This window comes from Pseudonocardia abyssalis (assembly GCF_019263705.2).
GTDB lineage: Bacteria > Actinomycetota > Actinomycetes > Mycobacteriales > Pseudonocardiaceae > Pseudonocardia > Pseudonocardia abyssalis.
Genome location: NZ_JADQDK010000001.1, coordinates 2,902,536 through 2,927,150, shown reverse-complemented (window position 1 = coordinate 2,927,150; position 24,615 = coordinate 2,902,536). Strand labels below are relative to the sequence as shown.

General features: G+C 74.0%; 27 protein-coding genes. 17 read left to right on the top strand and 10 right to left on the bottom strand.

Annotated elements, in window-relative coordinates:
• Positions 1-3 precede the first annotated feature (3 nt).
• Genes I4I81_RS14210 through I4I81_RS14195 form a run of 4 tightly spaced genes read left to right on the top strand, consistent with a single transcriptional unit; the run spans position 4 to position 2,982 of the window.
• Positions 4-150 carry a hypothetical protein gene (locus tag I4I81_RS14210; RefSeq protein WP_218601337.1) on the top strand — a complete coding sequence of 49 codons (147 nt, stop codon included), beginning with the start codon at positions 4-6 and terminating at the stop codon, positions 148-150.
• Between the two features lie 54 nt (positions 151-204).
• On the top strand, positions 205-717 hold the full coding sequence (locus I4I81_RS14205) for a hypothetical protein (RefSeq protein WP_218601336.1): 513 nt from the start codon (positions 205-207) through the stop codon (positions 715-717).
• Complete coding sequence (locus I4I81_RS14200) at positions 714-1,028, top strand: hypothetical protein (RefSeq protein ID WP_218601335.1); 315 nt, start codon at positions 714-716, stop codon at positions 1,026-1,028. The genes I4I81_RS14205 and I4I81_RS14200 overlap by 4 nt, the downstream gene beginning before the upstream one ends.
• A gap of 10 nt (positions 1,029-1,038) precedes the next feature.
• Entirely contained in the window at positions 1,039-2,982 is a 1,944-nt protein-coding gene (locus I4I81_RS14195) for a S9 family peptidase (RefSeq protein ID WP_218601334.1), read from the top strand.
• Between the two features lie 35 nt (positions 2,983-3,017).
• Here I4I81_RS14195 and I4I81_RS14190 read toward each other — a convergent pair whose 3' ends face one another.
• From I4I81_RS14190 to I4I81_RS14170, 5 genes are all read right to left on the bottom strand, one after another.
• Complete coding sequence (locus I4I81_RS14190; RefSeq protein WP_218601333.1) at positions 3,018-3,464, bottom strand: hypothetical protein; 447 nt, start codon at positions 3,462-3,464, stop codon at positions 3,018-3,020.
• A 138-nt stretch (positions 3,465-3,602) separates the two neighbouring features.
• A complete protein-coding gene (locus I4I81_RS14185; protein WP_218601332.1) occupies positions 3,603-4,505 on the bottom strand; it encodes an amino acid ABC transporter permease in 903 nt (300 codons plus the stop codon).
• Entirely contained in the window at positions 4,502-5,167 is a 666-nt protein-coding gene (locus tag I4I81_RS14180) for an amino acid ABC transporter permease (RefSeq protein ID WP_218601331.1), read from the bottom strand. The genes I4I81_RS14185 and I4I81_RS14180 overlap by 4 nt, the downstream gene beginning before the upstream one ends.
• Before the next feature lie 64 nt (positions 5,168-5,231).
• Positions 5,232-6,128, bottom strand: coding sequence for a glutamate ABC transporter substrate-binding protein (locus tag I4I81_RS14175; protein ID WP_218601330.1), 897 nt, complete (start codon positions 6,126-6,128; stop codon positions 5,232-5,234).
• A 31-nt stretch (positions 6,129-6,159) separates the two neighbouring features.
• Positions 6,160-6,888: an amino acid ABC transporter ATP-binding protein gene (locus tag I4I81_RS14170; protein WP_218601360.1), complete on the bottom strand. Its 729-nt coding sequence runs from the start codon at positions 6,886-6,888 to the stop codon at positions 6,160-6,162.
• A gap of 127 nt (positions 6,889-7,015) precedes the next feature.
• Here I4I81_RS14170 and I4I81_RS14165 point away from each other — a divergent pair, with 127 nt between their 5' ends.
• Both I4I81_RS14165 and I4I81_RS14160 read left to right on the top strand, forming a co-directional pair.
• Positions 7,016-7,693: a response regulator transcription factor gene (locus tag I4I81_RS14165; protein ID WP_218601329.1), complete on the top strand. Its 678-nt coding sequence runs from the start codon at positions 7,016-7,018 to the stop codon at positions 7,691-7,693.
• 3 nt (positions 7,694-7,696) lie between these two features.
• A complete protein-coding gene (locus I4I81_RS14160; RefSeq protein ID WP_218616094.1) occupies positions 7,697-9,073 on the top strand; it encodes a sensor histidine kinase in 1,377 nt (458 codons plus the stop codon).
• Between the two features lie 61 nt (positions 9,074-9,134).
• Here the strand turns inward: I4I81_RS14160 and I4I81_RS14155 are convergent, their stop codons facing one another.
• Both I4I81_RS14155 and I4I81_RS14150 read right to left on the bottom strand, forming a co-directional pair.
• The gene (locus I4I81_RS14155) at positions 9,135-9,587 is read right to left on the bottom strand and encodes an ABA4-like family protein (protein WP_218605993.1); all 453 of its coding nucleotides are present in this window, start codon (positions 9,585-9,587) and stop codon (positions 9,135-9,137) included.
• Entirely contained in the window at positions 9,584-10,450 is an 867-nt protein-coding gene (locus I4I81_RS14150) for a hypothetical protein (RefSeq protein WP_218605992.1), read from the bottom strand. The genes I4I81_RS14155 and I4I81_RS14150 overlap by 4 nt, the downstream gene beginning before the upstream one ends.
• 80 nt (positions 10,451-10,530) lie before the next feature.
• Between I4I81_RS14150 and I4I81_RS14145 the strand changes: the two genes are divergently transcribed.
• Entirely contained in the window at positions 10,531-11,244 is a 714-nt protein-coding gene (locus I4I81_RS14145; RefSeq protein ID WP_218605991.1) for a TetR/AcrR family transcriptional regulator, read from the top strand.
• On the opposite strand, the gene I4I81_RS14140 is transcribed toward I4I81_RS14145, so the two are convergent.
• Complete coding sequence (locus tag I4I81_RS14140) at positions 11,223-12,185, bottom strand: TAXI family TRAP transporter solute-binding subunit (protein WP_218605990.1); 963 nt, start codon at positions 12,183-12,185, stop codon at positions 11,223-11,225. The genes I4I81_RS14145 and I4I81_RS14140 overlap by 22 nt on opposite strands.
• 32 nt (positions 12,186-12,217) lie before the next feature.
• On the opposite strand from I4I81_RS14140, the gene miaB reads away from it, so the two are divergent.
• Together miaB and I4I81_RS14130 are read left to right on the top strand one after the other, a co-directional pair.
• Positions 12,218-13,675: a tRNA (N6-isopentenyl adenosine(37)-C2)-methylthiotransferase MiaB gene (miaB, locus tag I4I81_RS14135; protein ID WP_218616093.1), complete on the top strand. Its 1,458-nt coding sequence runs from the start codon at positions 12,218-12,220 to the stop codon at positions 13,673-13,675.
• Entirely contained in the window at positions 13,672-14,130 is a 459-nt protein-coding gene (locus I4I81_RS14130) for an Rv2732c family membrane protein (protein WP_225924579.1), read from the top strand. Before miaB ends, I4I81_RS14130 begins: the two co-directional genes overlap by 4 nt.
• A gap of 342 nt (positions 14,131-14,472) precedes the next feature.
• Here the strand turns inward: I4I81_RS14130 and I4I81_RS14125 are convergent, their stop codons facing one another.
• Positions 14,473-15,897, bottom strand: coding sequence for a DUF349 domain-containing protein (locus tag I4I81_RS14125; RefSeq protein ID WP_226363964.1), 1,425 nt, complete (start codon positions 15,895-15,897; stop codon positions 14,473-14,475).
• Positions 15,898-16,489: 592 nt separating this feature from the next.
• Between I4I81_RS14125 and I4I81_RS14120 the strand changes: the two genes are divergently transcribed.
• The 6 genes from I4I81_RS14120 (at position 16,490) to I4I81_RS14095 (ending at position 22,420) form a co-directional block, all read left to right on the top strand.
• Positions 16,490-17,179 carry a class III extradiol ring-cleavage dioxygenase family protein gene (locus tag I4I81_RS14120; protein ID WP_225925550.1) on the top strand — a complete coding sequence of 230 codons (690 nt, stop codon included), beginning with the start codon at positions 16,490-16,492 and terminating at the stop codon, positions 17,177-17,179.
• Positions 17,167-18,048 carry a tRNA (adenosine(37)-N6)-dimethylallyltransferase MiaA gene (gene miaA / locus I4I81_RS14115; RefSeq protein WP_226363935.1) on the top strand — a complete coding sequence of 294 codons (882 nt, stop codon included), beginning with the start codon at positions 17,167-17,169 and terminating at the stop codon, positions 18,046-18,048. The genes I4I81_RS14120 and miaA overlap by 13 nt, the downstream gene beginning before the upstream one ends.
• Before the next feature lies 1 nt (position 18,049).
• Positions 18,050-18,868 (top strand): diaminopimelate epimerase, encoded by an 819-nt coding sequence (gene dapF, locus I4I81_RS14110; RefSeq protein ID WP_218605659.1) that lies wholly within the window; start codon positions 18,050-18,052, stop codon positions 18,866-18,868.
• Between the two features lie 33 nt (positions 18,869-18,901).
• On the top strand, positions 18,902-20,320 hold the full coding sequence (hflX, locus tag I4I81_RS14105) for a GTPase HflX (protein WP_218605660.1): 1,419 nt from the start codon (positions 18,902-18,904) through the stop codon (positions 20,318-20,320).
• Between the two features lie 14 nt (positions 20,321-20,334).
• Positions 20,335-21,312 (top strand): SdiA-regulated/phytase-like domain-containing protein, encoded by a 978-nt coding sequence (locus I4I81_RS14100; RefSeq protein WP_226363934.1) that lies wholly within the window; start codon positions 20,335-20,337, stop codon positions 21,310-21,312.
• Between the two features lie 262 nt (positions 21,313-21,574).
• The gene (locus tag I4I81_RS14095; protein ID WP_218602332.1) at positions 21,575-22,420 is read left to right on the top strand and encodes a universal stress protein; all 846 of its coding nucleotides are present in this window, start codon (positions 21,575-21,577) and stop codon (positions 22,418-22,420) included.
• Here I4I81_RS14095 and lexA read toward each other — a convergent pair.
• Positions 22,398-23,135: a transcriptional repressor LexA gene (gene lexA / locus I4I81_RS14090; RefSeq protein ID WP_218602331.1), complete on the bottom strand. Its 738-nt coding sequence runs from the start codon at positions 23,133-23,135 to the stop codon at positions 22,398-22,400. The genes I4I81_RS14095 and lexA overlap by 23 nt on opposite strands.
• 446 nt (positions 23,136-23,581) lie before the next feature.
• On the opposite strand from lexA, the gene I4I81_RS14085 reads away from it, so the two are divergent.
• Complete coding sequence (locus I4I81_RS14085) at positions 23,582-23,896, top strand: hypothetical protein (protein WP_218602330.1); 315 nt, start codon at positions 23,582-23,584, stop codon at positions 23,894-23,896.
• A 161-nt stretch (positions 23,897-24,057) separates the two neighbouring features.
• Positions 24,058-24,537 carry a transcriptional regulator NrdR gene (gene nrdR, locus I4I81_RS14080; RefSeq protein ID WP_218602329.1) on the top strand — a complete coding sequence of 160 codons (480 nt, stop codon included), beginning with the start codon at positions 24,058-24,060 and terminating at the stop codon, positions 24,535-24,537.
• Positions 24,538-24,615 lie beyond the last annotated feature (78 nt).

Sequence of the window (24,615 nt, the reverse complement as noted above, 5' to 3'; positions counted from 1 at the left end):
TCGATGACGCTGCGCAGCGCGCTGCACCCGGTCACCACCGCGGTGGTGCTGCTCGGGCTCGCCGTGCTCGGCGCGTGGCTCCCCGCGATGTTCCTGCTCGCGGCGGTGGCCGGCGCCGGTGCCGGGTTCGCCAACTCCGGCAGCACTTGAAGCCACAACTCGGCGTTCCTGCTGAGCGCGTCGGTCTGGCGCGGTTCCCCGGTCGTGCGGTACTTCGGTGCCGGCCTGCTCCTCGGTGCGGCGCTCGTGGCGTTCGTCGCGGGCGTCGTCGGGGCGATCCCGCAGGCGCTCGTGCCCGCCCCGGTGCGCTGGGGACTGTTCGGCGTCGCCGCGCTCGCGGTGCTGCTGCGCGAGTGCGGTCTGCTGTCGTTCCCGGTGCCGGAGAACGCGCGGCTGGTGCCGGAGGACGTGCAGCACCTGCGCGAGTGGGGGGCGCTGCAGTTCGGGTTCGAGATGGGCACCGGGATGCGCACCTACTCGCCGTCGGCGCTGCCGCACCTGGTGCTGCTCGCGGTCGTGCTGGTCGTCCCGTTCCCGGCGGCGTTCGCCGTGGCGGGCGGGTTCGCGCTGGGGCGCCTCGCGATGCCGCTGCTGTCGAACGCCTGGAGCTCCGACGGGGGCTGGACCGAGGTGTGGACGGGGGCGGAGCGCCGGGTCCGCCCGCTGCTGGCCCTGACGGTCGTCGGGTCGCTGGTCGTTGTCATGCTGGGGGCGTGAGAACGGTCTCGGTCGTCGCCGTCTACGACGTGTCCTGCCCGAGCTGCTCGGAGATCGCGCGCGAGCTACCCGAGCTGCTGCGCGTGCCCGTCACGGTGCGCACCTGCCGCGACCCGGAGCTCCCGGCCTCCGTCCCGGCCGCCGTGCGCCGCTGCGCGACGCCCGCGCTGGGCACGGTCCGCCGCGACGGGTCGATCCGCTGGTGGCCGGGGCTGACCGGCGCGGTCGGCGTGCTGCCCGTCGTTCGCCCCGGGGCGGCGCGGGAGGCCGTGGCGCTGCTGTGGAGCGCTTTCCGGACCGCCAGACACTAGCGTTGGGTCCGTGACGATCGCCCCGTTCGGATCCTGGCCCACCCCGATCACCTCCGAGCTCGTCGTCGCCGCGGCCGTGTCGCTCGCCGAGGTCCGCGTCGACGGGGCCGAGGTGTACTGGTCCGAGGCCCGGCCCGCCGACGGCGGCCGCACCCAGCTGGTCCGCCGCGCGGCCGACGGGGCCGTCACCGACCTGCTGCCCGACGGCTCGAACGCCCGCACCGGGGTGCACGAGTACGGCGGCGGCGCCTGGTGGGTGCTCGACGGCGTCGTCTGGTTCACCGAATGGGCCGACCAGCGGCTGTACCGGCTGGCGGACGGTGCGGTGCAGGCGCTGACGCCGGCCCCCGCGGTCGAGCGGGGCGACCGCTACGCCGACGGGGACGTGCACGGCGACGTGATCGTCTGCGTCCGGGAGCGCCACGGCGACGGGGAACCGCGCAACGAGATCGTCCGCCTCGCCGCCCATGCGCCGACCGACGAGCCGGAGGTGCTGGTCACCGGACCCGACTTCGTCGCCGCACCCCGCCTGGATCCCGATGGCACGACGCTGGCCTGGCTGCAGTGGAACCACCCGTCGATGCCGTGGGACGCCGTCGAGCTCGTCGTGCGCGACCTGGCGACGGGGGAGGAGACGGTGGTCGCGGGCGGGCCGTGGGAGTCGGTGTCGGAGCCGTCGTGGATGCCCGACGGCTCGCTGTGGTTCGTCTCCGACCGCACCGACTGGTGGAACCTCTACCGCTGGCTGCCCGGCTCCGACATCGAGCCGATCGTGCGGATCGACGCCGAGGTCGGGGTGCCGGAGTGGCGCCTGGCCGGCTCGCGCTACGCCGTGCTGGCCGACGGCTCGGTGGTGTTCGCCCGTCGCCGCGCCGGCTCCGACGCGCTCGCCGTCCGCGGCACCGGCGGCCTGATCGCCGACCTGGACCTGCCGTTCTGCGAGGTCGGCGCGGTGCGCTCGGCGGGCGGCTCGGCCGTCGTCGTCGCCGGGACGCCGACCGCGGAGCCGGGCGTCTACCGGGTCACCCCGCCCGGGCCCGACTCCGACGCCGCCGTCGTCACGCTGTGCGCGCCGCGCGACCTGGGCCTGGACCCGGCGGGCGTCGCGGTGGCCGAGCACCTGACGTTCCCGTCGGTCGACGCCGCGGGGGAGCCCCGCACCGCCCACGCCCTGTACTTCGCCCCGGCCAGCGCCACCCACACCGGTCCCGAGGGCGACGCGCCGCCGCTGGTCGTCGTCATCCACGGCGGGCCGACCGCCGCGGCGTCGTCGTCGTTCTCTCCGGCCACCCAGTACTGGACGAGCCGCGGGTTCGCCGTCGTCAGCGTCGACCACGGCGGCTCCACCGGTTACGGCCGCGCCTACCGCGAGGAGCTGCTCGGGCAGTGGGGCGTGATCGAAGTCGCCGACTGCCTCGCCGTGGCCCGCCGCCTCGCCGACACCGGCCGCGCCGACCCCGCGCGCCTGCTCATCCGCGGCGGCTCGGCGGGCGGGTTCACGGTGCTCTCCGCGCTGGCCAGGGCGGAGTCGCCGTTCGCGGCGGGGGCCGACCACTTCGGCGTCGCCGACCTGGAGGCACTCGCCCGCGACACGCACAAGTTCGAGAGCCGCTACCTCGACCGCCTCGTCGGGCCGTACCCGCAGGACCGCGACACCTACGTCGAGCGCTCGCCGATCCACCAGCTCACGCAGTTCTCCGCCCCGCTGATCGTGCTGCAGGGCGCGGAGGACGCGATCGTGCCGCCCGCGCAGTCGGAGATGATCGTCGACGCCCTCCGGGCCAAGGGCGTCCCGGTCGCCTATCTGCTCTTCGACGGCGAGCAGCACGGCTTCCGGCGCGCGGAGAACATCCGCCGCGCACTGGACGCCGAGCTGAGCTTCTACGCCCAGGTCCTCGGCTTCGACCTGCCCGCGGACGAGGGCATCGAGCCGGTGGAGATCGAGAACCTCTGACGCCGGTCCTGCCCGGCCGTCGCGAAGCGGCCGGATCAGGGTGCGCGCAAGCAGACTTCGACGGAACTGCCGTTCCACGGACGGTCGACGTTGGACGACCCGGTTGCTCCCGCGACACCGCAGTAGGTCGCTCCGGACTGCGCCGGGACCTGCTTGATGGCCTGCGCGAAACTGCAGTCGAGACATCCGTTGTCGACCCAGTCGAAATTGCGCTGACCGGCCGGGTAGAGATGTGCCTGGGCGGCGAGGGAACTCGTCCGGTAGGGCGATCCGTAGCAGTCGATCTGAGAACGCGAGGTCGCTGTCGTCGACGTGACGGTCAGCGTGAGGGTGCCGCGGCACATGGACTCGTTGGCGCTCTTGAGCTGGAAGGTGGCCGTGGTGGTGGCTGCCTGCGCGACCCCGGCCCCCATGATGCCGGTGGCCAGAACCACCGCGCCAGTGATAGCGAAGGCAGACATCAATGTGGCGGTCTTCTTCATCGGTTACACGCTCCCCGGTCGAGTTCCCGTGATCTTCTGCAAGCTCGAGAATAATCAGCCGAGAAATGCCGAACGCCCCTTGTCACCCGATAGTGCAGGTGATTTGAGGAGAGCTTGATCGGGGGAGTCGAACGAGGCTCACAACCCGCCCGTGCCGCCTTCGCCGACCCCGGCCCCGACCTTCAGGATCGGTGCCGCAGCGGTCTTCCGGGCCCGCCCGGACCGGCGCTGCACGTACTCGGCCAGCTTGCCGAGCCCGAAGTTGATGAGGATGAAGACGATCGCCACGGCGACGAACATCTGCAGCGTCAGGTTGACGCCCTCGCTGCCGGCGAAGAACTGGATGACGATGCGGGCGGTGCGCACGAACTCGGAGAAGTTGAAGATCACGAACCCGAGCGAGGTGTCCTTCACGATCACGACGAGCTGGCTGATCAGCGCGGGCAGCATGATCCGGAACGCCTGCGGCAGCAGGATGATGCGCAGCGTCTGCAGCTTGCTCAGGCCCACCGCGTAGGCGGCCTCGGTCTGGCCGCGGGGGATCGCGGCCACGCCGGAGCGCAGGATCTCGGCGATGATCACGCAGTTGTAGGCGGTGAGCCCGACGACCAGGTACCACAGCGGGGGCAGCGCGATCCCGATCTCGGGCAGCACCCGGGCCGCGATGAAGATCGTGATGACGACGGGCAGCCCACGCAGCAGCTCGATGAACCCGACCACCAGCCAGCGGAAGACCCGGGTGGTGGACAACCGGGTCACCACGAGCAGGGTGCCGATCAGCAGCGAGAACACCAGCGTCAGCGCCGCGGCGGTGAGCGTGAGGCCCAGGCCTACGCCGAGCGCGCTCCACACGGCGACGAAGTACGGGTTGGCCGGGTTGAACAGCGGCCCCCACTTCGCGCCGTCGAGCTGACCGCTGCCCGAGAGCTGGAGCAGCGCGAGAGCCACCACCCCGAGGATCAGCACGGCCGCGATCAGGGTGCCGATCAGCGTGTTGCGCCGGGCCCGGGGCCCCGGGGCGTCGAACAGCACGGAGGTCATCGCTTCACCTCGATCTTCCGCTCGATGACGCCGAGCAGGATGCCGGCCGGGATGGTGATCACCAGGTACGCGATCGCGACGCCGGTGAGGCTGGACGTCGCGGAGTAGCCGATCGCGGTGAGGCTGGCGTCGACGGAGAACAGCTCGCCGGTCACGCCGACCGCGCCGACGATCGCCGAGTTCTTGATCATGGCGATGATGACGCTGCCCAGCGGCGGCACGACCGTGCGCAGCGCCTGCGGCAGCACGACCGCGTTGAGGGTCTGGGTGAACGTCAGCCCGACCGCGCGGGCGGCCTCGGCCTGGCCGGGCGGGACCGAGTTGATGCCCGAGCGCACCGCCTCGCAGACGAACGCCGCGGTGTAGAAGGCCAGTCCGGTGACGCCGGGCCAGAAGAATGCGTTGTTCTCGAACAGCGGGAAGTCGATCCCGACCTCCGGCAGCGCGAACGCGAAGAGGAACAGCACGACGACCAGCGGGGAGTTGCGGAAGACCGTGACCCACGCGGTCCCGACCCAGCGCAGCGGCGGTACCGGGGACACCCGGAACGCCGCGAGCACGGTGCCGATCACCAGGGCGCCGATGGCCGCGAACAGGCAGATGCGCAGGGTACCGACGAACCCCGCGAGGAACCGCGGGAACTCCGCGATCAGGGCGTCCATGTGTGCCTCCGGACAGACGACGGTGCGCGGCCGCCGAGACGGCCGCGCACCGGGGGGACGGGCGTCAGCTGCAGGCGTCGGCCGTCGGGAGCTCCGGAACCTCCGGCTGCACCCCGCCGACCGTGGACTCCCACGCCGCGGCGTACGAGCCGTCGGCGACGGCCTCGGTCAGCGTCGTGTTGATGAACTCGCAGAACGCGACGTCGCCCTTGGTGATGCCGATGCCGTAGGGCTCCTCGGTGAACGGCGCGTCGACCAGCTTGAACGCACCCTGGCTCGAGTCGATCAGGCCGAGCAGGATGACGTTGTCGGTGGTGACGGCGTCGACCTGGCCGTTGCGCAGGGCGTCGGCACAGGCGGTGTAGACGTCGAACAGCACGATGTTGGCCGGGTCGACGTACTGCTCGATGGTCTTCGCCGGCGTGGAGCCGGTGACGGAGCAGACGCGGGCGTTGGCCGCGCGCAGGGCGTCGGGGCCGGTGATCGTGGTGTTGTCCGCGGCGACCATCAGGTCCTGACCGGCGACGTAGTACGGGCCGGCGAAGGAGATGCGCTCCTTGCGGGCGTCGTTGATCGTGTAGGTGGCCGCGACGATGTCGACCTGGTCGTTCGCGATGACGTCCTCGCGGATGCGCGACGGCGTCTCGGTGAAGGTGATGCCCTCCGGCGGGATGCCCAGCTTGGCCGCGATGATCTTGGCGATCTCGACGTCGAAGCCGACCGGGTTGCCGTCGAGGCCGCGCAGGCCGAACAGCGGCTGGTCGAACTTCGTTCCGACACGCAGTGCGCCGGCCTCGTTGAGGCGGGCCATCGTGGTGCCGGCCTCGAAGGTGGCGTCCTCCGCGACGGCCGGGCCGTCGCCGGTGGAGCCACCGAGCTCGGCCTGCTCGCCGCAGGCGGTCGCCGTGAGGACGACGGCCGCGACGACGGCCGCGACCTTCGTGAGAGTGGAGAGGCGCATGGTGGGGCGGGTCCTTCCGTCGGGGGCGGAGCTAGTGGGAGAGGATCTTGCCGAGGAAGTCCTTGGCACGGTCCGAGGTGGGGCTGGAGAAGAACGCCTCCGGCTTAGCGTCCTCGACGATCTCGCCGTCGGACATGAACACGACGCGGTGCGCGGCCTTGCGGGCGAAGCCCATCTCGTGGGTGACCACGAGCATGGTCATGCCCTCCGAGGCCAGCGTCGTCATGACGTCGAGGACCTCGTTGACCATCTCCGGGTCGAGCGCGGAGGTGGGCTCGTCGAACAGCATGACCTTCGGCTTCATCGCCAGTGCGCGGGCGATCGCCGCGCGCTGCTGCTGGCCGCCGGAGAGCTGGGCGGGGTACTTGTCCTTCTGGTTGGCGATGCCGACGCGCTCCAGCAGGGCCAGGCCGTTCTTCTCGGCCTCGCCCTTGTTCGCCTTGCGCACCTTCAGCGGCGCGAGCGTGACGTTCTCGAGGATCGTCTTGTGCGCGAACAGGTTGAAGCTCTGGAACACCATGCCGACGTCGGCGCGCAGCCCGGCCAGCGCCTTGCCCTCGGCGGGCAGGTCGGTGCCGTCGACCTGGATGGTGCCCGAGTCGATCGGCTCCAGCCGGTTGATCGTGCGGCAGAGCGTCGACTTGCCGGAACCGGACGGTCCGAGTACCACCACCACCTGCCCCGGCTCGACGTCGAGGTTGATGTCGCGCAGGACGTGCAGATCGCCGAAGTGCTTGTCGACGGACGCCATGCGGATCATGGGGGTGTCACTCACGGGTGCCTCCGAGCATGGCGGGACGCTAGGGCGAATCGGACACCACAGTCCAGCATCTTGAGGCACCCATAGGGTTTCGCTGCGATAACGAGATCTCGGGGAGACTGACCGCGTGCACATCCTGCTGGTGGAGGACGACGACCGGATCGCGGCGGCGCTGCGCCCGGCGCTGCACCGCCACGGCATCACCACGACCCGGCTCTCGCACGGCCGCGGGGCCGTCGACGCGCTCACGGGTGTCGACGTCGTGCTGCTCGACCTCGGCCTCCCCGACATCGACGGCGTGGACGTCTGCCGCGCGATCCGGGCCGTCAGCGAGGTGCCGGTGATCGTGGTCTCGGCGCGCGGGGAGGTCGACGACCGGATCCTCGGCCTGCACTCCGGCGCCGACGACTACCTCGTCAAGCCCTACGACATCGGCGAGCTCGTGGCGCGGGTGCACGCGGTGTACCGGCGTCGGCGGGTGGAGGCGACCGCCGAGGGGGTCGCCGACGTCGTGGAGGTCGACGGCGTGCGCGTCGATCTGACCCGGCACACCGTCACCGTCGGGGACCGGCCTGTGACGCTCACGCGCAAGGAGTTCCAGGTCCTCGCGCTGCTCGCGAGCTCGGGCGGGGCGGTGTGCACGCGGAACAAGATCGTCGCCGAGGTGTGGGGCCGGACCTGGGCGGGCGCCAACCGCACCCTCGACGTGCACGTGGCGACGCTGCGCACGAAGCTCGGCCGCCCGGAGCTGGTGCAGACCGTCCGGGGCGTCGGGTACCGCCTCGGAGTCCCCGGGACGGAGTGAGAGGTGGGCGCCCGACTGCTGGTGATCATGGTGTTCGTGGTGGGGCTGCTCGCCGTGGGCCTGGGGGTGCCGCTGGCGCTGGCGAACGCGGCGGCGTCGCAGCAGGGCCTGTTCACCAACCGGCTCATCGACACCATCTACTACGCGTCCTCGGCGGAGCGCCCGCTCACCGAGGCCGACACCTCCCAGCTCGCCGCCGCGCTGCGCCGCTACGACGAGATCTACGGCGACGCGGTGCTCGTCCTCGACACCACCGGAGACACGGTCGTCGCCTCGCGCACGCCCGTCCCGGTCCTCGACGAGGACGCCCGCGAGCGGGTCACGCTGGCGCTGGCCCGCCAACCCTCCAAGCCGTACCCGCTGCTCATGCCGTGGGACGACCGCCCGCTGGTGCTGGCCGAACCGGTGCTCGCCGACACCGAGGTCCGGGGGGTGGTCGTCACGATCTCCTCGACGGCGGCGGTGCGGGCCGACGAGCTGCGGACGTGGTCGCTGGTCGCGGTGGCCGCGCTGGTCGCGCTCGGGTTCGGGGTGCTCGTCGCGCTGCCGGTGGTGCGCTGGATCCTGCGTCCGGTGCGGCGGCTCGACGAGGGCACCGGGCGCGTCGCCGCCGCGGTGCTCGCCGGTGCCCGCCCCGATCCGGTGTCGGACAACTCCGGCCCGCCCGAGCTGCGCCGGCTCTCCGCGTCGTTCGACCGCATGGCCGAGCAGGTGACGCAGGCCTACTCGGCGCAGCGCGCGTTCGTCGCCGATGCGAGCCACCAGCTCCGCAACCCGCTCACCGCGCTGAGCCTGCGGCTGTCGAACCTGCACGGCCGCGTCGACGCCGACGCGGCGGAGGACCACGTCGCCGCGCTGGAGGAGGCCGAGCGCCTGTCCACCCTGCTCGACGGCCTGCTGGCGCTCGCGCGCGCCGAGCGCACGGTGCCGCTGGTCCCGATCGCGGTCGACGACGGCGTCGACGACCGGCTGGAGGCCTGGCGCCCGCTCGCCGAGCACAGCGGCCTGGACCTCGTGCGCGAGGGGGCCCGCGGGCTGCGGGCGTTGGGGCCGCCGGGGGCGGTCGAGACGGTGCTCGACGCCGTGCTCGACAACGCCGTGAAGTTCACCCCGGCCGGGGGCACGGTGACGGTGCGGACGGCGGTGCACGGCGGCCACGTCGAGATCGCGGTGCACGACACCGGCCCGGGGCTCGCGGCCGACGAGCTGGACCGCGCCACCGACCGCTTCTGGCGCAGCCCCGGCCAGATCAACACCGAGGGCTCCGGGCTGGGGCTGGCGATCGCGGCCCGGACCGTCGAGCTCGGGGGAGGGCGGTTGCTGCTGGAGCTGCCCGACGGGGGTGGGCTGCGGGTGGTGGCGCGGTTGCCGCGGGCCTGACCAGGTTGCAGCAAAGCCACCATGCCGCCATCTCGTGGCGGCAAGGTGGCTTTACTGCCATTCACGCCGACGCCGACGCCGACGCCGACGCCGCCCGCGCCGGCACCAGTGCCCGCACGGCGAGGTAGGCCAGCAGGCCCAGTGGTGCGAGCAGGATCGTCAGCAGCAGCACCGGCGCCATGACGAGCGGGTGGACGCTGCGCTCGCGGGCGTCGAGGTAGCACCACCGCCCGACGAACAGGTCGAACGCGATGAAGTGCGCCCAGCCCGCCGCCGCTCCGACCGGGGTGCCGAGCAGTGCGGCGACGCCCGCGATCTGCGGGTTCGCGACGGCCGGCAGCACCGTGCCGAGCTCCGGCAGCACGGCGAGCGCGTAGACCAGCGCGGACGGCACGACGATCAGCGGCGAGGAGACGATCCGGTGCGTCCGGCCCCAGACCGGGGCCACGATCATCAGCAGCCAGAACGGTAGCGCGAGCGGGAAGGCCAGCGCGAACAGCACTTCCGCGCTCACGCCGCCACCCGCTCCCGACCGATGACCAGCGCACCGGCGGCGCCCAGGACGACCACGGCGAGCGCGCCCAGGGTCAGCGCGTCCGGGGCCAGCAGCGGCTGCCCGCGCAGGGCCTGCCAGGTCAGCAGCAGCACCACCGCTCCGTAGGCGACCGCCGCGACGGTGACGATCCGGGTCCGCGTCGACTCGGTGAACCGGCCGGTCGCCGCGAGCGCCACGGCGAGCAGCGGCAGGGCCTGCAGGGCGTGCATGCCGACGAAGTGCCCGACGCGCAGGTCGCCGCCGGTGGTGCTCCAGCCGACGAGGAGCAGACCCGGCCCGCCGTCGGGGACGCCCACCGCGTGCGACCCGATCGCCGACATGACGAACCCGACCCCCATCCCGATCAGCCCGACGACCAGCCCCAGCCGGATCGCCGTACCCGCGGCGCGGTCGCGTCCCGGTTCGCGCAGGAACCGCAGGGCGATGGCGACCGTCGCGATGTAGAGCACCACGATCGTCACCCCCATCAGGACGAACAGCAGTTCGTCGCCGAGGGTGTCGTCGTTGAAGTGGCTGCGCACACCGCGGGCGGCCTGGCCGACGATGATCAGGATCTCGACGGCCCCGGCGGTCACGATCGCCCAGCCCGCGCGCCGCAGGGCGGGCTCGCGGAGCTGGCCGAGCATCCAGGCGAGGGTGAAGGAGTACGCGGTCAGGGAGACGCTGAACTTGAGCGGTTTGAACCACAGCGGCGCACCGAGCAGCGTGCGCTGGTCGAGCACCGCCGCCACCAGGAGGACGGCGGTGAGCGCGGCCATGGCGATCGCGAACCCGTACAGGCCGCGGTGGCCGCGCCGGGCGTCGGTGAGGACGGCGGTCATGAGGTTCCCCTGACACTGTTAGTCTTCGTGAACGGCGTCAGTGTGGATCGTCTGCCTAACAGTGTCAAGGAGTTCTGAACGTGTCAGCGGTACGGGAGCGGCGACGGGCCGAGACGGTCCGGGAGATCAAGGAGTCGGCGGTCGCCCGGCTCGCGGAGGTCGGGCCGGGCGCGCTGTCGCTGCGGGCGGTCGCCCGCGACGTCGGGATGACGGTGCAGTCGCTCTACCACTACTTCGACAGCCGCGACGCCCTGCTCACGGCCCTGATGGCCGACGCGCACCACGCACTCGCCGATGCGGTGCAGGCCGCCGCCGACGCCTCCCGCGGCGCTCCGCCCGCCGACCGCCGCCGGTCCGCGACGGCGGCGTTCCGGGAGTGGGCCCTCGCGCACAGCGCCGAGTTCCTGCTGCTCTACGGCTCACCGGTGCCCGATTTCGCCCCGCTGCCCGGCAACGAGACCGGCGCGGCCGCCCTGCGGCTGGCGGCCCCGTTCGCCGAGGTCGTGTTCGACGGCTGGACCCCGGCCGAGCTCGCCGCGCTCCCGCTCGCGCCGGGTGCGGAGGCGATCGCGGGCGTCGACCTGCCGGCGATCCCGCTCCCGCCGGGCGCACTGGCGTTCTTCCTGGAGCTGCGGGCCCGGATGCACGGGCTCGTGGTGCTGGAGCTGCTCGGGCACCTGCACCCGTTGCAGGACGTCGCGGGCGCGCTGTTCTCCGGCGCCATGCACCACATGACGATCGAGATCGACGAACGACAGGCGCGGGCCGCGGATCAGCCCCGCTCGGCCCGGTAGAACTGCTCCGCGCCGGGATGCAGCAGCACCGGATCGGTGCCGATCGCGGCGCGCGGATCGATCGTCAGCGCCGCGGGACCGGCCTGGGCGAGCTGCTCCTGCTCGGTGAACAGCACCTCGACGAGCGACCGGGCGAGATCGTCGGGCATCGATGCGGCGACGAGCAGGAGGTTGCGCACGAGCATGGTGGTGACCGGCGTCGAGATCCCGACGTAGCCCCGCGCGGGGACGGTGCCGGGGGCGTACACCGGGTAGCGGTCGCGGACGGCGTCGAGCACGCCGTCGTCGGTGAGGTCGAGCAGCCGGATCGGCAGGACGCCGGCCAGCTGCTCGACGGCCGGGGTCGGCAGCCCGCCGGACCAGAAGAACGCGTCGATGGTCCCCGCGGCCATCGCGTCGACGGAGTCGTCGAGGCCGAGCTGCACGCCCTGGACGTCCGAGGTGCCCAGCTGTGCCGCGTCGAGCAGGCGCCGGGCCACCACGGACACGCCCGAGTCGGCGGCACCCACCGACACCCGCGCTCCGCGCAGCCCGGAGACCGTCGTGATCGCCGAGGTCGCGGGCACCACGACGTGCAGCACGTCGTCGTAGATCCGGGCCAGTGCTCGCGGTGCCGCCGGGTCGTCGGCGGTGGTCCCGACCAGCTGCTCCGCCGCCGCGTCGACCTGGCTGAACACGACGTCGGCCGCGCCGTCGGCCAGCAGCGCGACGTTCTCCAGCGAGCCCGCGGTGTTGAGCACGACGGGCGTACGGACCAGATCCAGCTCGGCCTGCCACGACCGGGCCAGCGCACTGCCGAGGCGGTAGTACACGCCGCGGGCCGAGCCGGTGGCCAGCCGCAGCCGGGCCTGGGCGAACGGGGCGGCGCAGCCCGGCAGTGCACCCGCCGCGCCGGCCGCGGCGAGCGCGGTGAGCACCGTGCGCCGCGACACCGCCCCCATGGACGCATCCTGCCAGGGCCTACCCTGTGAAGGTGAGTCGCAGCTACACGGTCCGCACCTACGGGTGCCAGATGAACGTCCACGACTCCGAGCGCATGGCCGGGCTCCTGGAGGAGGCCGGCTACATCCGCTCCGCCACCGACGACGCCGCCGACGTGGTCGTGTTCAACACCTGCGCGGTGCGGGAGAACGCCGACAACCGCCTCTACGGCAATCTCAGCCACCTCGCGCCGGTCAAGCGCGAGCGCCCGGGCATGCAGATCGCCGTCGGCGGCTGCCTGGCCCAGAAGGACCGCGCCGAGATCGTCCGCCGCGCGCCGTGGGTCGACGTCGTGTTCGGCACCCACAACGTGCACGCCCTGCCGGTCCTGCTGGAGCGCGCCCGGCACAACGAGGCCGCGCAGGTGGAGATCGCCGAGTCGCTGGAGGTCTTCCCGTCGACGCTGCCGGCGCGGCGCGAGTCGACCTACGCCGGCTGGGTGTCGATCTCGGTGGGCTGCAACAACACCTGCACGTTCTGCATCGTGCCCGCGCTGCGCGGCACCGAGAAGGACCGCCGCCCCGGTGACGTCCTCGCCGAGGTCCGGGCACTGGCCGCCGACGGTGTGCTCGAGGTGACGCTGCTCGGCCAGAACGTCAACGCCTACGGCGTGGAGTTCGGCGACCGCCAGGCGTTCGCGAAGCTGTTGCGTGCGTGCGGGTCGATCGACGGCCTGGAGCGCGTCCGCTTCACCTCCCCGCACCCACGGGACTTCACCTCCGACGTCATCGCCGCGATGGCCGAGACGCCGAACGTGTGCCCGCAGCTGCACATGCCGCTGCAGTCCGGGTCCGACGACGTCCTGCGCCGGATGCGCCGTTCGTACCGCTCGTCGCGGTACCTGTCGATCATCGACGAGGTGCGCGCCTCGCTCCCGGACGCCGCGATCACCACCGACATCATCGTGGGCTTCCCGGGTGAGACCGAGGAGGACTTCCAGGCCACGCTCGACGTCGTCGCGGCCGCGCGCTTCGCCTCGGCGTTCACGTTCCAGTACTCGAAGCGGCCCGGAACACCTGCCGCCTCGCTACCGGACCAGCTGCCCAAGGCCGTCGTGCAGGAGCGGTACATGCGGCTGGTGGCGCTGCAGGAGGAGATCTCCTGGTCCGCCAACCGCGCGCTCGAGGGCCGGGTCGTCGAGGTCCTCGTCGCGGCGGGGGAGGGCAAGAAGGACAGCGCCACCCACCGGCTGTCGGGTCGCGCGCGCGACGGGCGTCTGGTGCACTTCACCCCGGGCACCACCACGGTCCGCCCGGGTGACGTCGTGGAGGTCGAGATCTCCTACGGGGCGCCGCACCACCTCGTCTCCGACGCCGCCCTGCTCTCGCACCGGTGCACGAGGGCGGGTGACGCGTCCGTCGCGCCCGGCCGCGGCACCGGGCTGGGGCTGCCCGGGTTCGGCGCACCCGCGCCGCTGCCCGCCACCAGCGGTTGCGGAGTGACCTCATGACCGACCAGGACCGTGCGCTCGACGCGGAGATGCGCGGCATCGCCCGCGCGATCGAACGGCGCACCGACCCGGGCAGCACCGCGGTCACGGTGTCGGTGGCCGTGCTCGTCGTGCTCGGCTCGCTGGCCCTGCCGTGGACGGGTTCGGTGCTGGGCTGGCAGGTGCTCGCCGGTCTCGCCCCCGACCTGGGGGTGCTCCCGCGGCTGTTCACCTTCACCTCGGTCGGCATCGGGGTCGTCGGCTCGGCACTGGCCCTGTCCACGCGCTGGTGGGCCCTGGCCTGGGTGTGCGCGGTGGGCAGCGGGATCTCCGTCGTCACCGGGGTGTGGGCGGTGTGGTCGCGGCAGACCGTGGTGCTCGACGGCGGCACCGGCCCGCACGTCGGCCTGATCCTCGCGGTGGTCACGATGGTGGTGCTGGCGGCGTCGTGGTCGAGCATCGCGCTGCGCCGCTGACCTACCCGCCCTGCGCCGGTGACCCGACCCGCTGCCGGGACCGCCGGGCCATGATCGCCGAGACGGTGATCATGGATGTGCGGCCGCGGCGAGGGCGGCCCGGATCTCGCGCACGACGTCGGTGGGGCTCAGATCGCGCCGCCGGACCCGCACGCCGGGGCAGGGCCGCAGCCCCGACCGTCCGCTACCCGGCGCCGCAGCGTGCGATCCGCCACCATGCGCAGCACGATGGCGGTCCGGCACCCCTCGCCGTGGGCGTTTCGGGGAAGTCCCCCGGCCATGATCACCAGTTCGGCGCGTTTCCGGCCGGATGTGGCCGGAAACGCGCCGAGACGATGATCGTCAGCGGGTCTGGACCGCCTGCTCGGCCGTGGTGAGCCACTCCCGCCACTGGTCGGCCTGGCCGCGGGCCTGCTCGGCGCGGCGCTTGTCGCCCGCCGCCTCGGCCTTCTCCGCCTGCGCCTCGAACTGGGCGACGCGGTCGCGGAACTGCGCGACCCGGGCCTCGGCCTCGGGGTCGGTGCGCCGCCACTGGCGGTCGCCCGCGTCGCGCACCTTGTCCTCGACGGCCTTGAGCCGGGCCTCGAGGGTCCGGATGTCGTCGCGCGGGACCTTGCCGATCTCCTCCCAGCGCTCCTGCACCAGGCGCAGGGCGTTGCGGGCGGCGGCCGGGTCCGAGGTGTCGATCTTCTCGGCGTCGACGAGCAGTGCCTTCTTCGCCTCCGCGTTGGCGGCGAACTCGGCGTCGCGCTCGTCGAAGGTGGCGGAGCGACGGGCGAAGAACGCGTCCTGCGCGGAGCGGAAGCGCTGCCACAGGGCGTCGTCGGTGTCCTTCTGCGCCCGGCCGGCGGCCTTCCACTCCGTCATGAGGTCGCGGAAGCGGGCCGCGGTGGGGCCCCAGTCGTCGGAGCCGGAGAGCTTCTCCGCCTCGACGACCAGCTCCTCCTTCGCCGCCCGGGCCGCGCCGCGCTGGCGGTCGAGGTCGGCGAAGTGCGAGCCGCGGCGCCGGTTGAACGCCTCGCGGGCCTTGGAGAAGCGCTTCCACAGCTGCTCGTCGGTCTTGCGGTCGATGCCGCGGATGGTGCGCCACTCGTCGAGGATCACGGTGAAGCGGTCGCCCGCCTGCTTCCACTGCGTGGCCTCGGCGGCGAGCACCTCGGCCTCGGCCGCGAGCTCCTCCTTGCGGGCGACGGAGGCGGCGCGCTGGGCGTCGCGGGCGGAGCGGGCCGCGCCCACGCCCTGCTCGGCGAGCGCCACCACCTCGTCGAGACGGGCGGCGAGCCCCGGCACGTCACCGACGACCGACGCCTCGTCCAGCCCGCCGCGCAGACCGCGGGCGGCGGTGAGGGTCTGCTTGGGGTCGCCGCCACCGGCCGTCAGGCGCGCGGCGAGCAGTTCGACCTCGGTGAGCAGGTCGTCGAAGCGGCGGGCGAAGTGCGCGAGCCCCTCGGCGGGCGCGCCGGCCTGCCAGGACCCGACGACCCGCTCGGCGTCGCCGGTGCGCAGGTAGATGGTGCCCTCGTCGTCGACGCGACCCCAGCGGGACGGGTCGGTGCTCGCCGCGGTGACGGGCGAGGGCTGCGCGACCGGCGCGGGCCGGGTCGGCGGTGCGTCCGACTCCGCCGGCGCCGCGACGGCGGCGGGCCGGGCGGCCGGGCGGGCCGCGGCGGGCGGCGGGCCGGGCCGCGGGGCCGGTCGGGGAGGCCCGGGCCGGGCTGCCGGCGGGGCGGGAGCGGACGGAGCCGGGACGACCGGTGGGCTCGCCACCGCGGCGGCGGAACCGACCTCGACGGGGGCGGCGGCCTCGGTGGGCGACGCGCCCGTGTCCGGGGTTGCGGCGGCGGCGTCCCCGGGGGGAGCTGCCGCCTCCTCGGCCGCGTCGGCGGGCGCAGGAACGTCGGCGGGCGCAGGAACGTCGGCGGGCGCAGCGACATCGGTGGAGGCGGCGCCGTCGGCGGGGGCGGCCTCGTCGGCGGTGGGAGGCGTCGGGGTGTCGGCGGCGGGCGGGGGTGCCGGGACCGCGGCGGCGTCGGTCGGGCCGGGGCCGGCGTGGGCGGGGGACCCTCCGTGCGGGTCGGCCGCGCCCTCCCGGTTCGGGGGCGGGATCGTCCCGGTGGCCTGGTCCTCCGTCGTGTGCTGCTCCGACACCGTGTCCTCCTGTAGTCCGGCCCACCGCGGACGGTGGGCGCCCCGCCGTGGCGGGGCCGTGCACAGCGGCCGAGGCCGGTCGTGTGACCGGCGGCCGTCCGGCGATTCAAACAGCTCAGCGGGCCCACGGGAACCGCCCGGCCGGGCGGCGCCGCCAGCGGCCGTTCCCGGTCGGCGAGGAGCCGGGCCCTACTCTCGGTTCGTGCTGTCCATGGTCGTCGTGCTCCCGCAACCACCGCTGCTCGTGCCGGAGCTCGCGGGCGGCGCCGCCGGGGAGACCGCCGACCTGCGCGACGCCTGCCGCGCGGCGGCCGCCCGGCTCGGTGCCGTGACGTCGACGTGGGTCGCCGTCGGGTCCGACGCGGGCGGGCGGCGGACCGTCGACCCGGACACCCGCGGCTCGTTCGTCGGGTTCGGGGCCGACGTCGTCGTGGCGCTCGATCCCGCCTCCACCGCGCCCGTCGACCCCGACCTCCCGGTCCCGCTGCTGGTCGCAGGCTGGGCCGCGGCCGGGACGGGGGCGCGGGTGCGGGGCGAGCTGGTGGCCCCCGACGCCCCGACGGCGCAGTGCCTGGCACTCGGCGCCGAGCTGGCGACGGAGCCGGTGGGCCTCCTCGTCGTCGGCGACGGCTCGGCGAAGCACACGCTCAAGGCCCCCGGCCACCTCGACGAGCGGTCCGGGCCCTTCGACGACGCCGTCGCCGCCGCACTGCGCGACGCCGACCACGCCGCCCTCGCCGCGCTGGACCCCGCACTCGGCGACGACCTGTGGTCGGCCGGGCGCGCACCCTGGCAGGTGCTGGCGGGTGCCGCGGCCGGGCGGAACTGGACGGGTGAGCTGCTCTACTCCGGCGCGCCGTACGGCGTCGGCTACCACGTGGCGGTCTGGTGCCCCGCCTGATCGCCGTCGTCGGCCCGACCGCGACGGGCAAGTCGGCGCTGGGTCTGGCGCTGGCGCGGCACCTCGACGGCGAGATCGTCAACGCCGATGCGATGGCGCTGTACCGCGGGCTCGACATCGGCACCGCGAAGCCGACGCCCGCCGAGCGCACCGCGGTGCCCCACCACCTCCTCGACGTCCTCGACGTCACCGAGACCGCGTCCGTCGCCGCCTACCAGCGCGACGCCCGTGCGGCGATCGAGGCGCTGCTCGCCGCGGGCCGCACCCCGGTGCTGGTGGGCGGGTCGGGGCTCTACGTGCAGTCCGTCGTCGACGAGCTCGAGTTCCCCGGCACCGACCCGGCCCTGCGCGCGGAGCTGGAGACCGAGCTCGCCGCGCACGGCCCCGCCGCGCTGCACGCGCGGCTCGCGGCGGTCGACCCGGCCGCGGCCGACGTCGTGCTCCCCGGCAACGGGCGCCGGATCGTGCGGGCGCTGGAGGTCATCGCGCTCACGGGGAAGCCGTTCCCCGCCCGGCTGCCCGACGCGGCCGTGCCCCGCTACGACGCTCGACTGCTCGGCGTCGACCGTCCGACCGACGAGCTCGACGTCCGCGTCGCCCGCCGGGTCGCCCGGATGTTCGCCGCCGGGATCGTGGAGGAGGCCCGGGGCCTGGTGCGCCTGCGCGACGGGCTCACCGCGTCGCGCGCACTGGGCTACCAACAGATCCTCGCGGGCGGGGAGATGACGACCGCGGCCGCCGACACCGTCCGCGCGACGCGCCGGTTCGTCCGCCGCCAGCGGTCGTGGTTCCGGCGCGACCGCCGGGTGCACTGGCTCGACGCCGCCGCACCGGATCTCCTCGACCGCGCACTGGCGCTATCGTCGTGACGTGCAGTTCAGCAAGGGTCACGGCACCGAGAACGACTTCGTGGTGCTCCCCGATCCCGATGGTGCCCTCGACCTGACGCCTGCCCGCGTCGCCGCGCTGTGCGACCGCCGCCGCGGCCTCGGGGCCGACGGTGTGCTGCGCGTCGTCCGCTGGGCCGCACTCGGTGACGGACCGGAGCCCGAGCCGGGCGTCGAATGGTTCATGGACTACCGCAACGCCGACGGCAGCCTCGCCGAGATGTGTGGCAACGGAGTACGCGTCTACGCCCGCTACCTCGTGCACCGCGGCTGGCTCGCCGACGGCGTCGACCTGGCGCTGGGCACCCGCGGCGGCGTCCGCACCGTGCGGATCGACGGCGACGAGGTGTCGGTCGACATGGGTCGCGCCGAGGTCGGGGAGGCCAGCACCGCGAGCGTCGACGGGGAGGCCTTCGCGGGCGTCGCGGTCGACGTCGGCAACCCGCACCTGGCGTGCGTCACCGACGTCGCGATCGACCAGCTCGACCTCACCCGCCCGCCCGGCCACGACCCGTCGCTGTTCCCGCACGGGGTCAATGTCGAGTTCGTGACGCCGGTGGTCGGCGACGAGGTGAGGATGCGCGTGCACGAGCGCGGCGTGGGGGAGACCCGCTCGTGCGGCACCGGGACCGTCGCCGCCGTCGTGGCGGCGTTGCGGCACGCCGGGCGCGACACCGGCACCGTCGGCGTCTCGACACCCGGCGGGCGGCTGCGCGTCACCGTCACCGACTCCACGACGATCCTGCACGGGCCCGCCGTGCTGGTCGCGCACGGTGACCTGGACGCGGAATCACTCGACTAGAACCGGCGTTGTCGTGGGAGCATGACTCACACGATGACTGAACCAGTCCTGTCCCGTTCCAACGCCACCGGCGACTACGAGCTCGAGGAACGCTCCTCGCTCCGCCGCGTCGTCGGGCTGTCCACCGAGCTCACCGACATCACCGAGGTCGAGTACCGCAAGCTCCGCCTGGAGCGCGTGGTGCTCGTCGGGGTGTGGACCGAGGGCACCTCCGAGCAGGCCCGCGGCTCCATGGAGGAGCTCGCCCGCCTCGCCGAGACCGCCGGCTCCCAGGTGATGGACGCGCTCATCCAGCGGCGCCCCAAGCCCGACCCCGCCACCTACATCGGCTCCGGCAAGGTCGAGGAGCTGCTGGGGGTCGTGCAGTCGACCGGCGCCGACACCGTCATCTGCGACGGCGAGCTCTCGCCCGGTCAGCTGCGGCAGCTGGAGGAGAAGCTCAAGGTCAAGGTCGTCGACCGCACCGCGCTGATCCTCGACATCTTCGCCCAGCACGCCCGCAGCCGGGACGGCAAGGCGCAGGTCGAGCTCGCGCAGCTGTCCTACCTGCTCCCGCGCCTGCGCGGCTGGGGCGAGGCGCTGTCGCGGCAGGTCGGTGGTCGCGCCGCGGGCGGAGTCGGCATCGGTGGCCGCGGCCCCGGTGAGACGAAGATCGAGCTCGACCGGCGGCGCATCCGCGACCGCATGTCCAAGCTGCGCCGCGAGATCGGCGCCATGAAGCAGATCCGCGAGACCCAGCGCGGGTCGCGGCGGCGCAACGAGATCCCGGGCGTCGCGATCGTCGGCTACACCAACGCGGGCAAGTCGAGCCTGCTCAACGCGCTGACCGGCGCGGGCGTGCTCGTCGAGGACGCGCTGTTCGCGACCCTCGACCCGACGACCCGCCGCTCGTCCACCTCCGACGGCCGGACGTACACGCTCACCGACACCGTCGGCTTCGTGCGGCACCTGCCCCACCAGCTGGTCGAGGCGTTCCGGTCCACGCTGGAGGAGACGGCGGGGGCCGACCTGCTCGTGCACGTCGTCGACGCCTCCGACGCGATCCCGGAGGACCAGATCAAGGCGGTCCGCGAGGTGCTCGTCGAGATCGGGGAGAAGCAGCAGGGCACGATGCCGCGCGAGCTGCTGGTCGTCAACAAGACCGACGCGGCCGGTGACCTGCAGCTGGCCCGGCTGCGCCACCTGCTGCCCGACGCCGTGTTCGTCTCGGCGAAGCGCGGCGACGGCATCGACAAGCTCGAGGCCCGCATCGCCGAGCTGCTGCCGCGCCCGGAGGTCGACGTGGAGCTGCTGATGCCCTACGTCGAGGGCTCGCTGGTCGCCCGCGTGCACGCCGAGGGGGAGGTGCTGGCGGAGGAGCACACGCCCGACGGCACGCGGATGCACGCGCGGGTCGGCGCCGAGCTGGCCACGGCGGTGCTGCCGTATGTGCTGGTGGAGGGCTCGCACTGATCCGCCTGCTCCTGGTGGCGGCCCTCGCGGTCGCGGCCCCACCCGCGCCCGAGGTCCGCTGCACGGTCACCGACGACCGGCTCGCGGAGCTGTCCGGGATGGTCGTCGCCGACGGTGAGGTGTGGGCGATGTCCGACGGCGGCCGCAGCGTGCAGGTGCACCGCCTGGATCCTGGAGGATCGGGCGGGGGCTGCGAGATCGTCGACACCCGCACCGCCGACGTCGACCCGTTCGACGCCGAGGACCTCGCGCTGGGGCCCGACGGGGAGTTCTGGGTGGCCGACACCGGCGACAACGAGCGCTCGCGCGAGACCGTCGCCGCGATCGTGCTGCCCGTGCGCGGGGAGGCCCGGCTGCACCGCTTCGCCTACCCCGACGGCCCGCACGACGCCGAGGCGATGCTCGTCGACGCCGACGGGGTGCCGTTCGTGATCACCAAGGAGGTCGGGACGCCCGCCGGGGTGTACCGGCCCACCTCGGCTCCCGAGGGCAGGGGGCCGTTCCCGCTGGAGCGCGTGGCGCAGGTGTCGCTGCCCGTCTCCGACACCGAGGGCGGGCCGGTCGGCGGGATCGGGTCGCGCACCGTCACGGGGGCCGCGATGTCGACCGACGGGCGGGTCGTCGCGCTGCGCACGTACACCGACGCCTGGCTGTTCCCCGTCGTCGACGGCGACATCGCGACCGCGCTGCAGGGCGAGCCCGCGCGGGTGCCGCTGGCCGGGGAGCCGCAGGGCGAGGCCGTGACGTTCGAGGCCGACGGCACGCTGCTCTCGGCCTCGGAGACCCGCGGCGGGGTGCCGGGGGAGCTGCGCGCGGTGCCCGGGGCCGCCGCACTGGCCGCGCAGCCGTTCACCCCGCCCGCAGACACCCCCGCGGAACCCGTGGCCGAGCCCGCACCCGAGTGGCTGCCCGCCCTGATCGGCGGCGGGGTGGCCGTGGGCCTGCTGGTGCTGCTCGCCGCGGCGCTCTCCTGGCGGGCCCGGCGCCGCTGAGCCGGTGATGGCGCCCGGCGGGGGGGCTGTGGGAGCGGACGGATGCCGCCGGATCCTCTGTCGGGGCCGGTGATCGCTGCTGGCTGCACGCTGCCGCCCCCGGTGGGGTCGGTGATCGGGTTCGGCCGCACGTACCGGCCCTCGCGGGGGCCATGGTGTGCGGTGTGCCGCGATCACGGGCGGGCGGCGGGCGACGTTTCCCGGACGTAACCGGCGCGGCCCCCTGCGCGGTTACGGTGATCGTGGCCGAAGGAGGCGCGCGGTGCCGATCGTCACCGGTTACGAGGACACGCCGGGCGGGCACGACGCGCTCGTCCTGGGTGCGCAGCTGACCCGGCTCACCGGGCTGAGTGCGGTGGTGGCCACGGTCTACCCGACCGACGCACGGGGTCTCGCGGTGGTCGCCCGCGACCCGCGGTGGCGGGAGAAGGCGCGCAAGGTCGCGGCGGCCCGGTTCCAGCAGGCGCGCCGGCTCATCGGCGACGGCTGGGGCGACGACGAGCCGGAGTTCGTGGCCCTCACACCCGGCTCCGTGGCCGACGTCCTCGCCGACCACGCCGACGACGTGGGGGCCGCCGTCCTCGTGGTGGGGTCGACCGGTCACGGCCTGCTCGGCCGCCTCGCCCCCGGCCGCACGGTGCAGCGGCTGCTGCCGCTCGCGCGCTGCCCGGTGGCGATCGCGCCGCGCGGCTACCGGCACCTCGGCACCGGCATCATGACCGTGGTGACCGTCGCCTACGACGGCAGCGCGGAGGCCGACCGGGCGGTGACCGTGGCCGTGCACCTCGCCGGCCGGACCGGAGCCGCGGTACGGGTCGTGACCGTCGCGGAGGACGCCGACGCCGTGCCGGCCGCCCAGGCGCTCGCGCACAAGGGCATCGCGTCGCTGCCGGTGGAGGTCGACGCCATCAGCGACGTCGTCATCGGCCCGGTGGCGGCCACGCTCGCCGCCCTGCCGGACCGCACGGACGTGCTGGTGGTGGGCTCCCGCGGCTACCGCTTCATGCAGCGGCTGCTGCTGGGCGGGGTGGCGGGGGTGCTGGTGCGCACCGCCCGCTATCCGGTGATCGTGGTGCCCGCGGGCGTCAGAGCCGCCGCAGGACCGTGACGACGCGCCCGAGCACCGTGGCGTCGTCACCGGGGATCGGGTCGTAGGCCGCGTTGGCCGGCATCAGCCACACGTGCCCGTCGCGCCGGGTGAACGTCTTGACCGTGGCCTCGCCGTCGATCATCGCCGCGACGATCTCGCCGTTCTCGGCGACGGGCTGCTGGCGTACGACCACCCAGTCGCCGTCGGTGATGGCCTTCTCGACCATCGAGTCGCCCCGCACCTTCAGCAGGAACAGGGTGCCCTCGCCGACGATCTCGCGCGGCAGCGGGAACACGCTCTCCACCGCCTGCTCGGCCAGGATCGGTCCACCGGCGGCGATCGTGCCGAGCAGCGGCACGAAGGCAGGCGTGGGCCGCTCGACGACCCCGGTGTCCGACGACGCCGCGTCGGGCTGCTCGTCGGGCGGGCGGACGTCGACCGCGCGGGTGCGGTTGGGGTCGCGCCGCAGGTAGCCCTTGCGCTCGAGGGTGCGCAGCTGGTGGTGCACCGACGAGGTGGACGTGAGGCCGACGGCGTCGCCGATCTCGCGGACGCTCGGCGGGTAGCCGTGGCGCTCCACCCAGTCGCGGATGACCTCCAGCACCTTGCGTTGCCGGGGAGTGAGGCCGACGGGGGCGCTCGCGGGGTCGGGGAACGTGCTCACCCGGGCGGTCGGCCCGGGGCGTACTCCCTCGTCGTCGCCACCCGTCGGGCCGGGCTCGTCCCGTGCCATGTCCTCGTGCCTCCTCGTCGGTACTGCTCGTCGGTACTGCTCGTCGGTACTGCTCGTCGGTACTGCTCGTCGGTACTGCTCATCGGTACTGCTCGTCGGTGCTGCTGATCGGGACCGGGCGGGCGATCCGTGCGGACCGGGCCCGTGTGTCGTGGACCCGACCGTAGCCCCGATTCCGGTTCTCGCCAAACACATGTTCGAACGACACGCCCCGTTCTCTCGATTCTGTCGGTGGTCGGTGGTACACATCGCTCAGCGATCGTTCGAACATGTGTTCCCGTTCGAACGGCCGGAGTGCGGGAACGGGTCCGAGCGAAGGGTGGAGTCCGATGCACGATCAGATCGAGGACGGAATGCGGTACGGCGGCACGGCACTGCGACCGCCCCGTCCCGCCCGGGAGCTCCCGAGGCGCGGGCGGGCCCACGGGCCGCGGCCGGTGCGGCCCGTGCAGCCGCTCCGTGCCGTGCGGCCGGCGCAGCCCGCCCGGCCGGCCGGCGGGTCGGCGGGGGAGCGGGCGCACCGCGGCGAGCGGGTGCTGCTGCGCACCGTCCCGGTGCTGCCCGCGAAGGTCCTGCGGCGCCGGCGGGTGGCCGCCGCCGTCGGCACGGCGCTCCTCACGGCCGCGATCGTCGTCCTGCTGGGGTTGCTGGCCGACGTCGCCGCGGCGGCCCGGCACTCCGGTGCGCCGGACGTGAGCAGCACCTCGCGCACGCCGGTGGTGACGTCGCCCGTGCAGGTGGCGGGGGTCCTCGGGGGCTGACGCTTCGCGTGCGGGTCGGCGGTGCGGTGCGCCTGCGTGCCCGTTCGGACGACGCGACGCCACCGATAGGGCCTCCCGGCTTTTCCTGCCCCCACATGTTGTGGTTACATGGGCGTCGTTAGCCCAGGGATGGGGTTCCGGTTCGTCGGAGGGGGTTGTCCGTGCGCTGCCCGTTCTGCCGCCACTCCGACTGCCGGGTCATCGATTCCCGCGAGGTCGACGACGGGGTCGCCACCCGCCGCCGGCGCTCCTGCGCCTCCTGCGGGCGCCGGTTCACCACCGTCGAGGAAGCGGTGTTGGCCGTCGTCAAGCGCAGCGGGGTCACGGAGCCGTTCAGCCGCGACAAGGTCGTCAGCGGTGTCCGCCGGGCCTGTCAGGGCCGGCCCGTCGACGAGGACGCGCTGGCGCAGCTCGCGCACCGCGTCGAGGAGGCCGTCCGCGCGGGCGGCACCGCCGAGATCCCCAGCCACGAGGTCGGCCTGGCGATCCTCGGCCCGCTCCGCGACCTCGACGAGGTCGCCTACCTCCGGTTCGCGAGCGTCTACCGGTCCTTCTCCTCGATCGAGGACTTCGAGAAGGAGATCGCCGACCTGCGCGACACACCCGCGCGCGACACACCCGCCCGCGCCGCGCCCGTCTGACCAGTCCCACCGATCGGCGGCCCGGTCCGGCCGCCCGACGCACCACCGCGCCGTCACCGCACCCGACACCGTTGAATC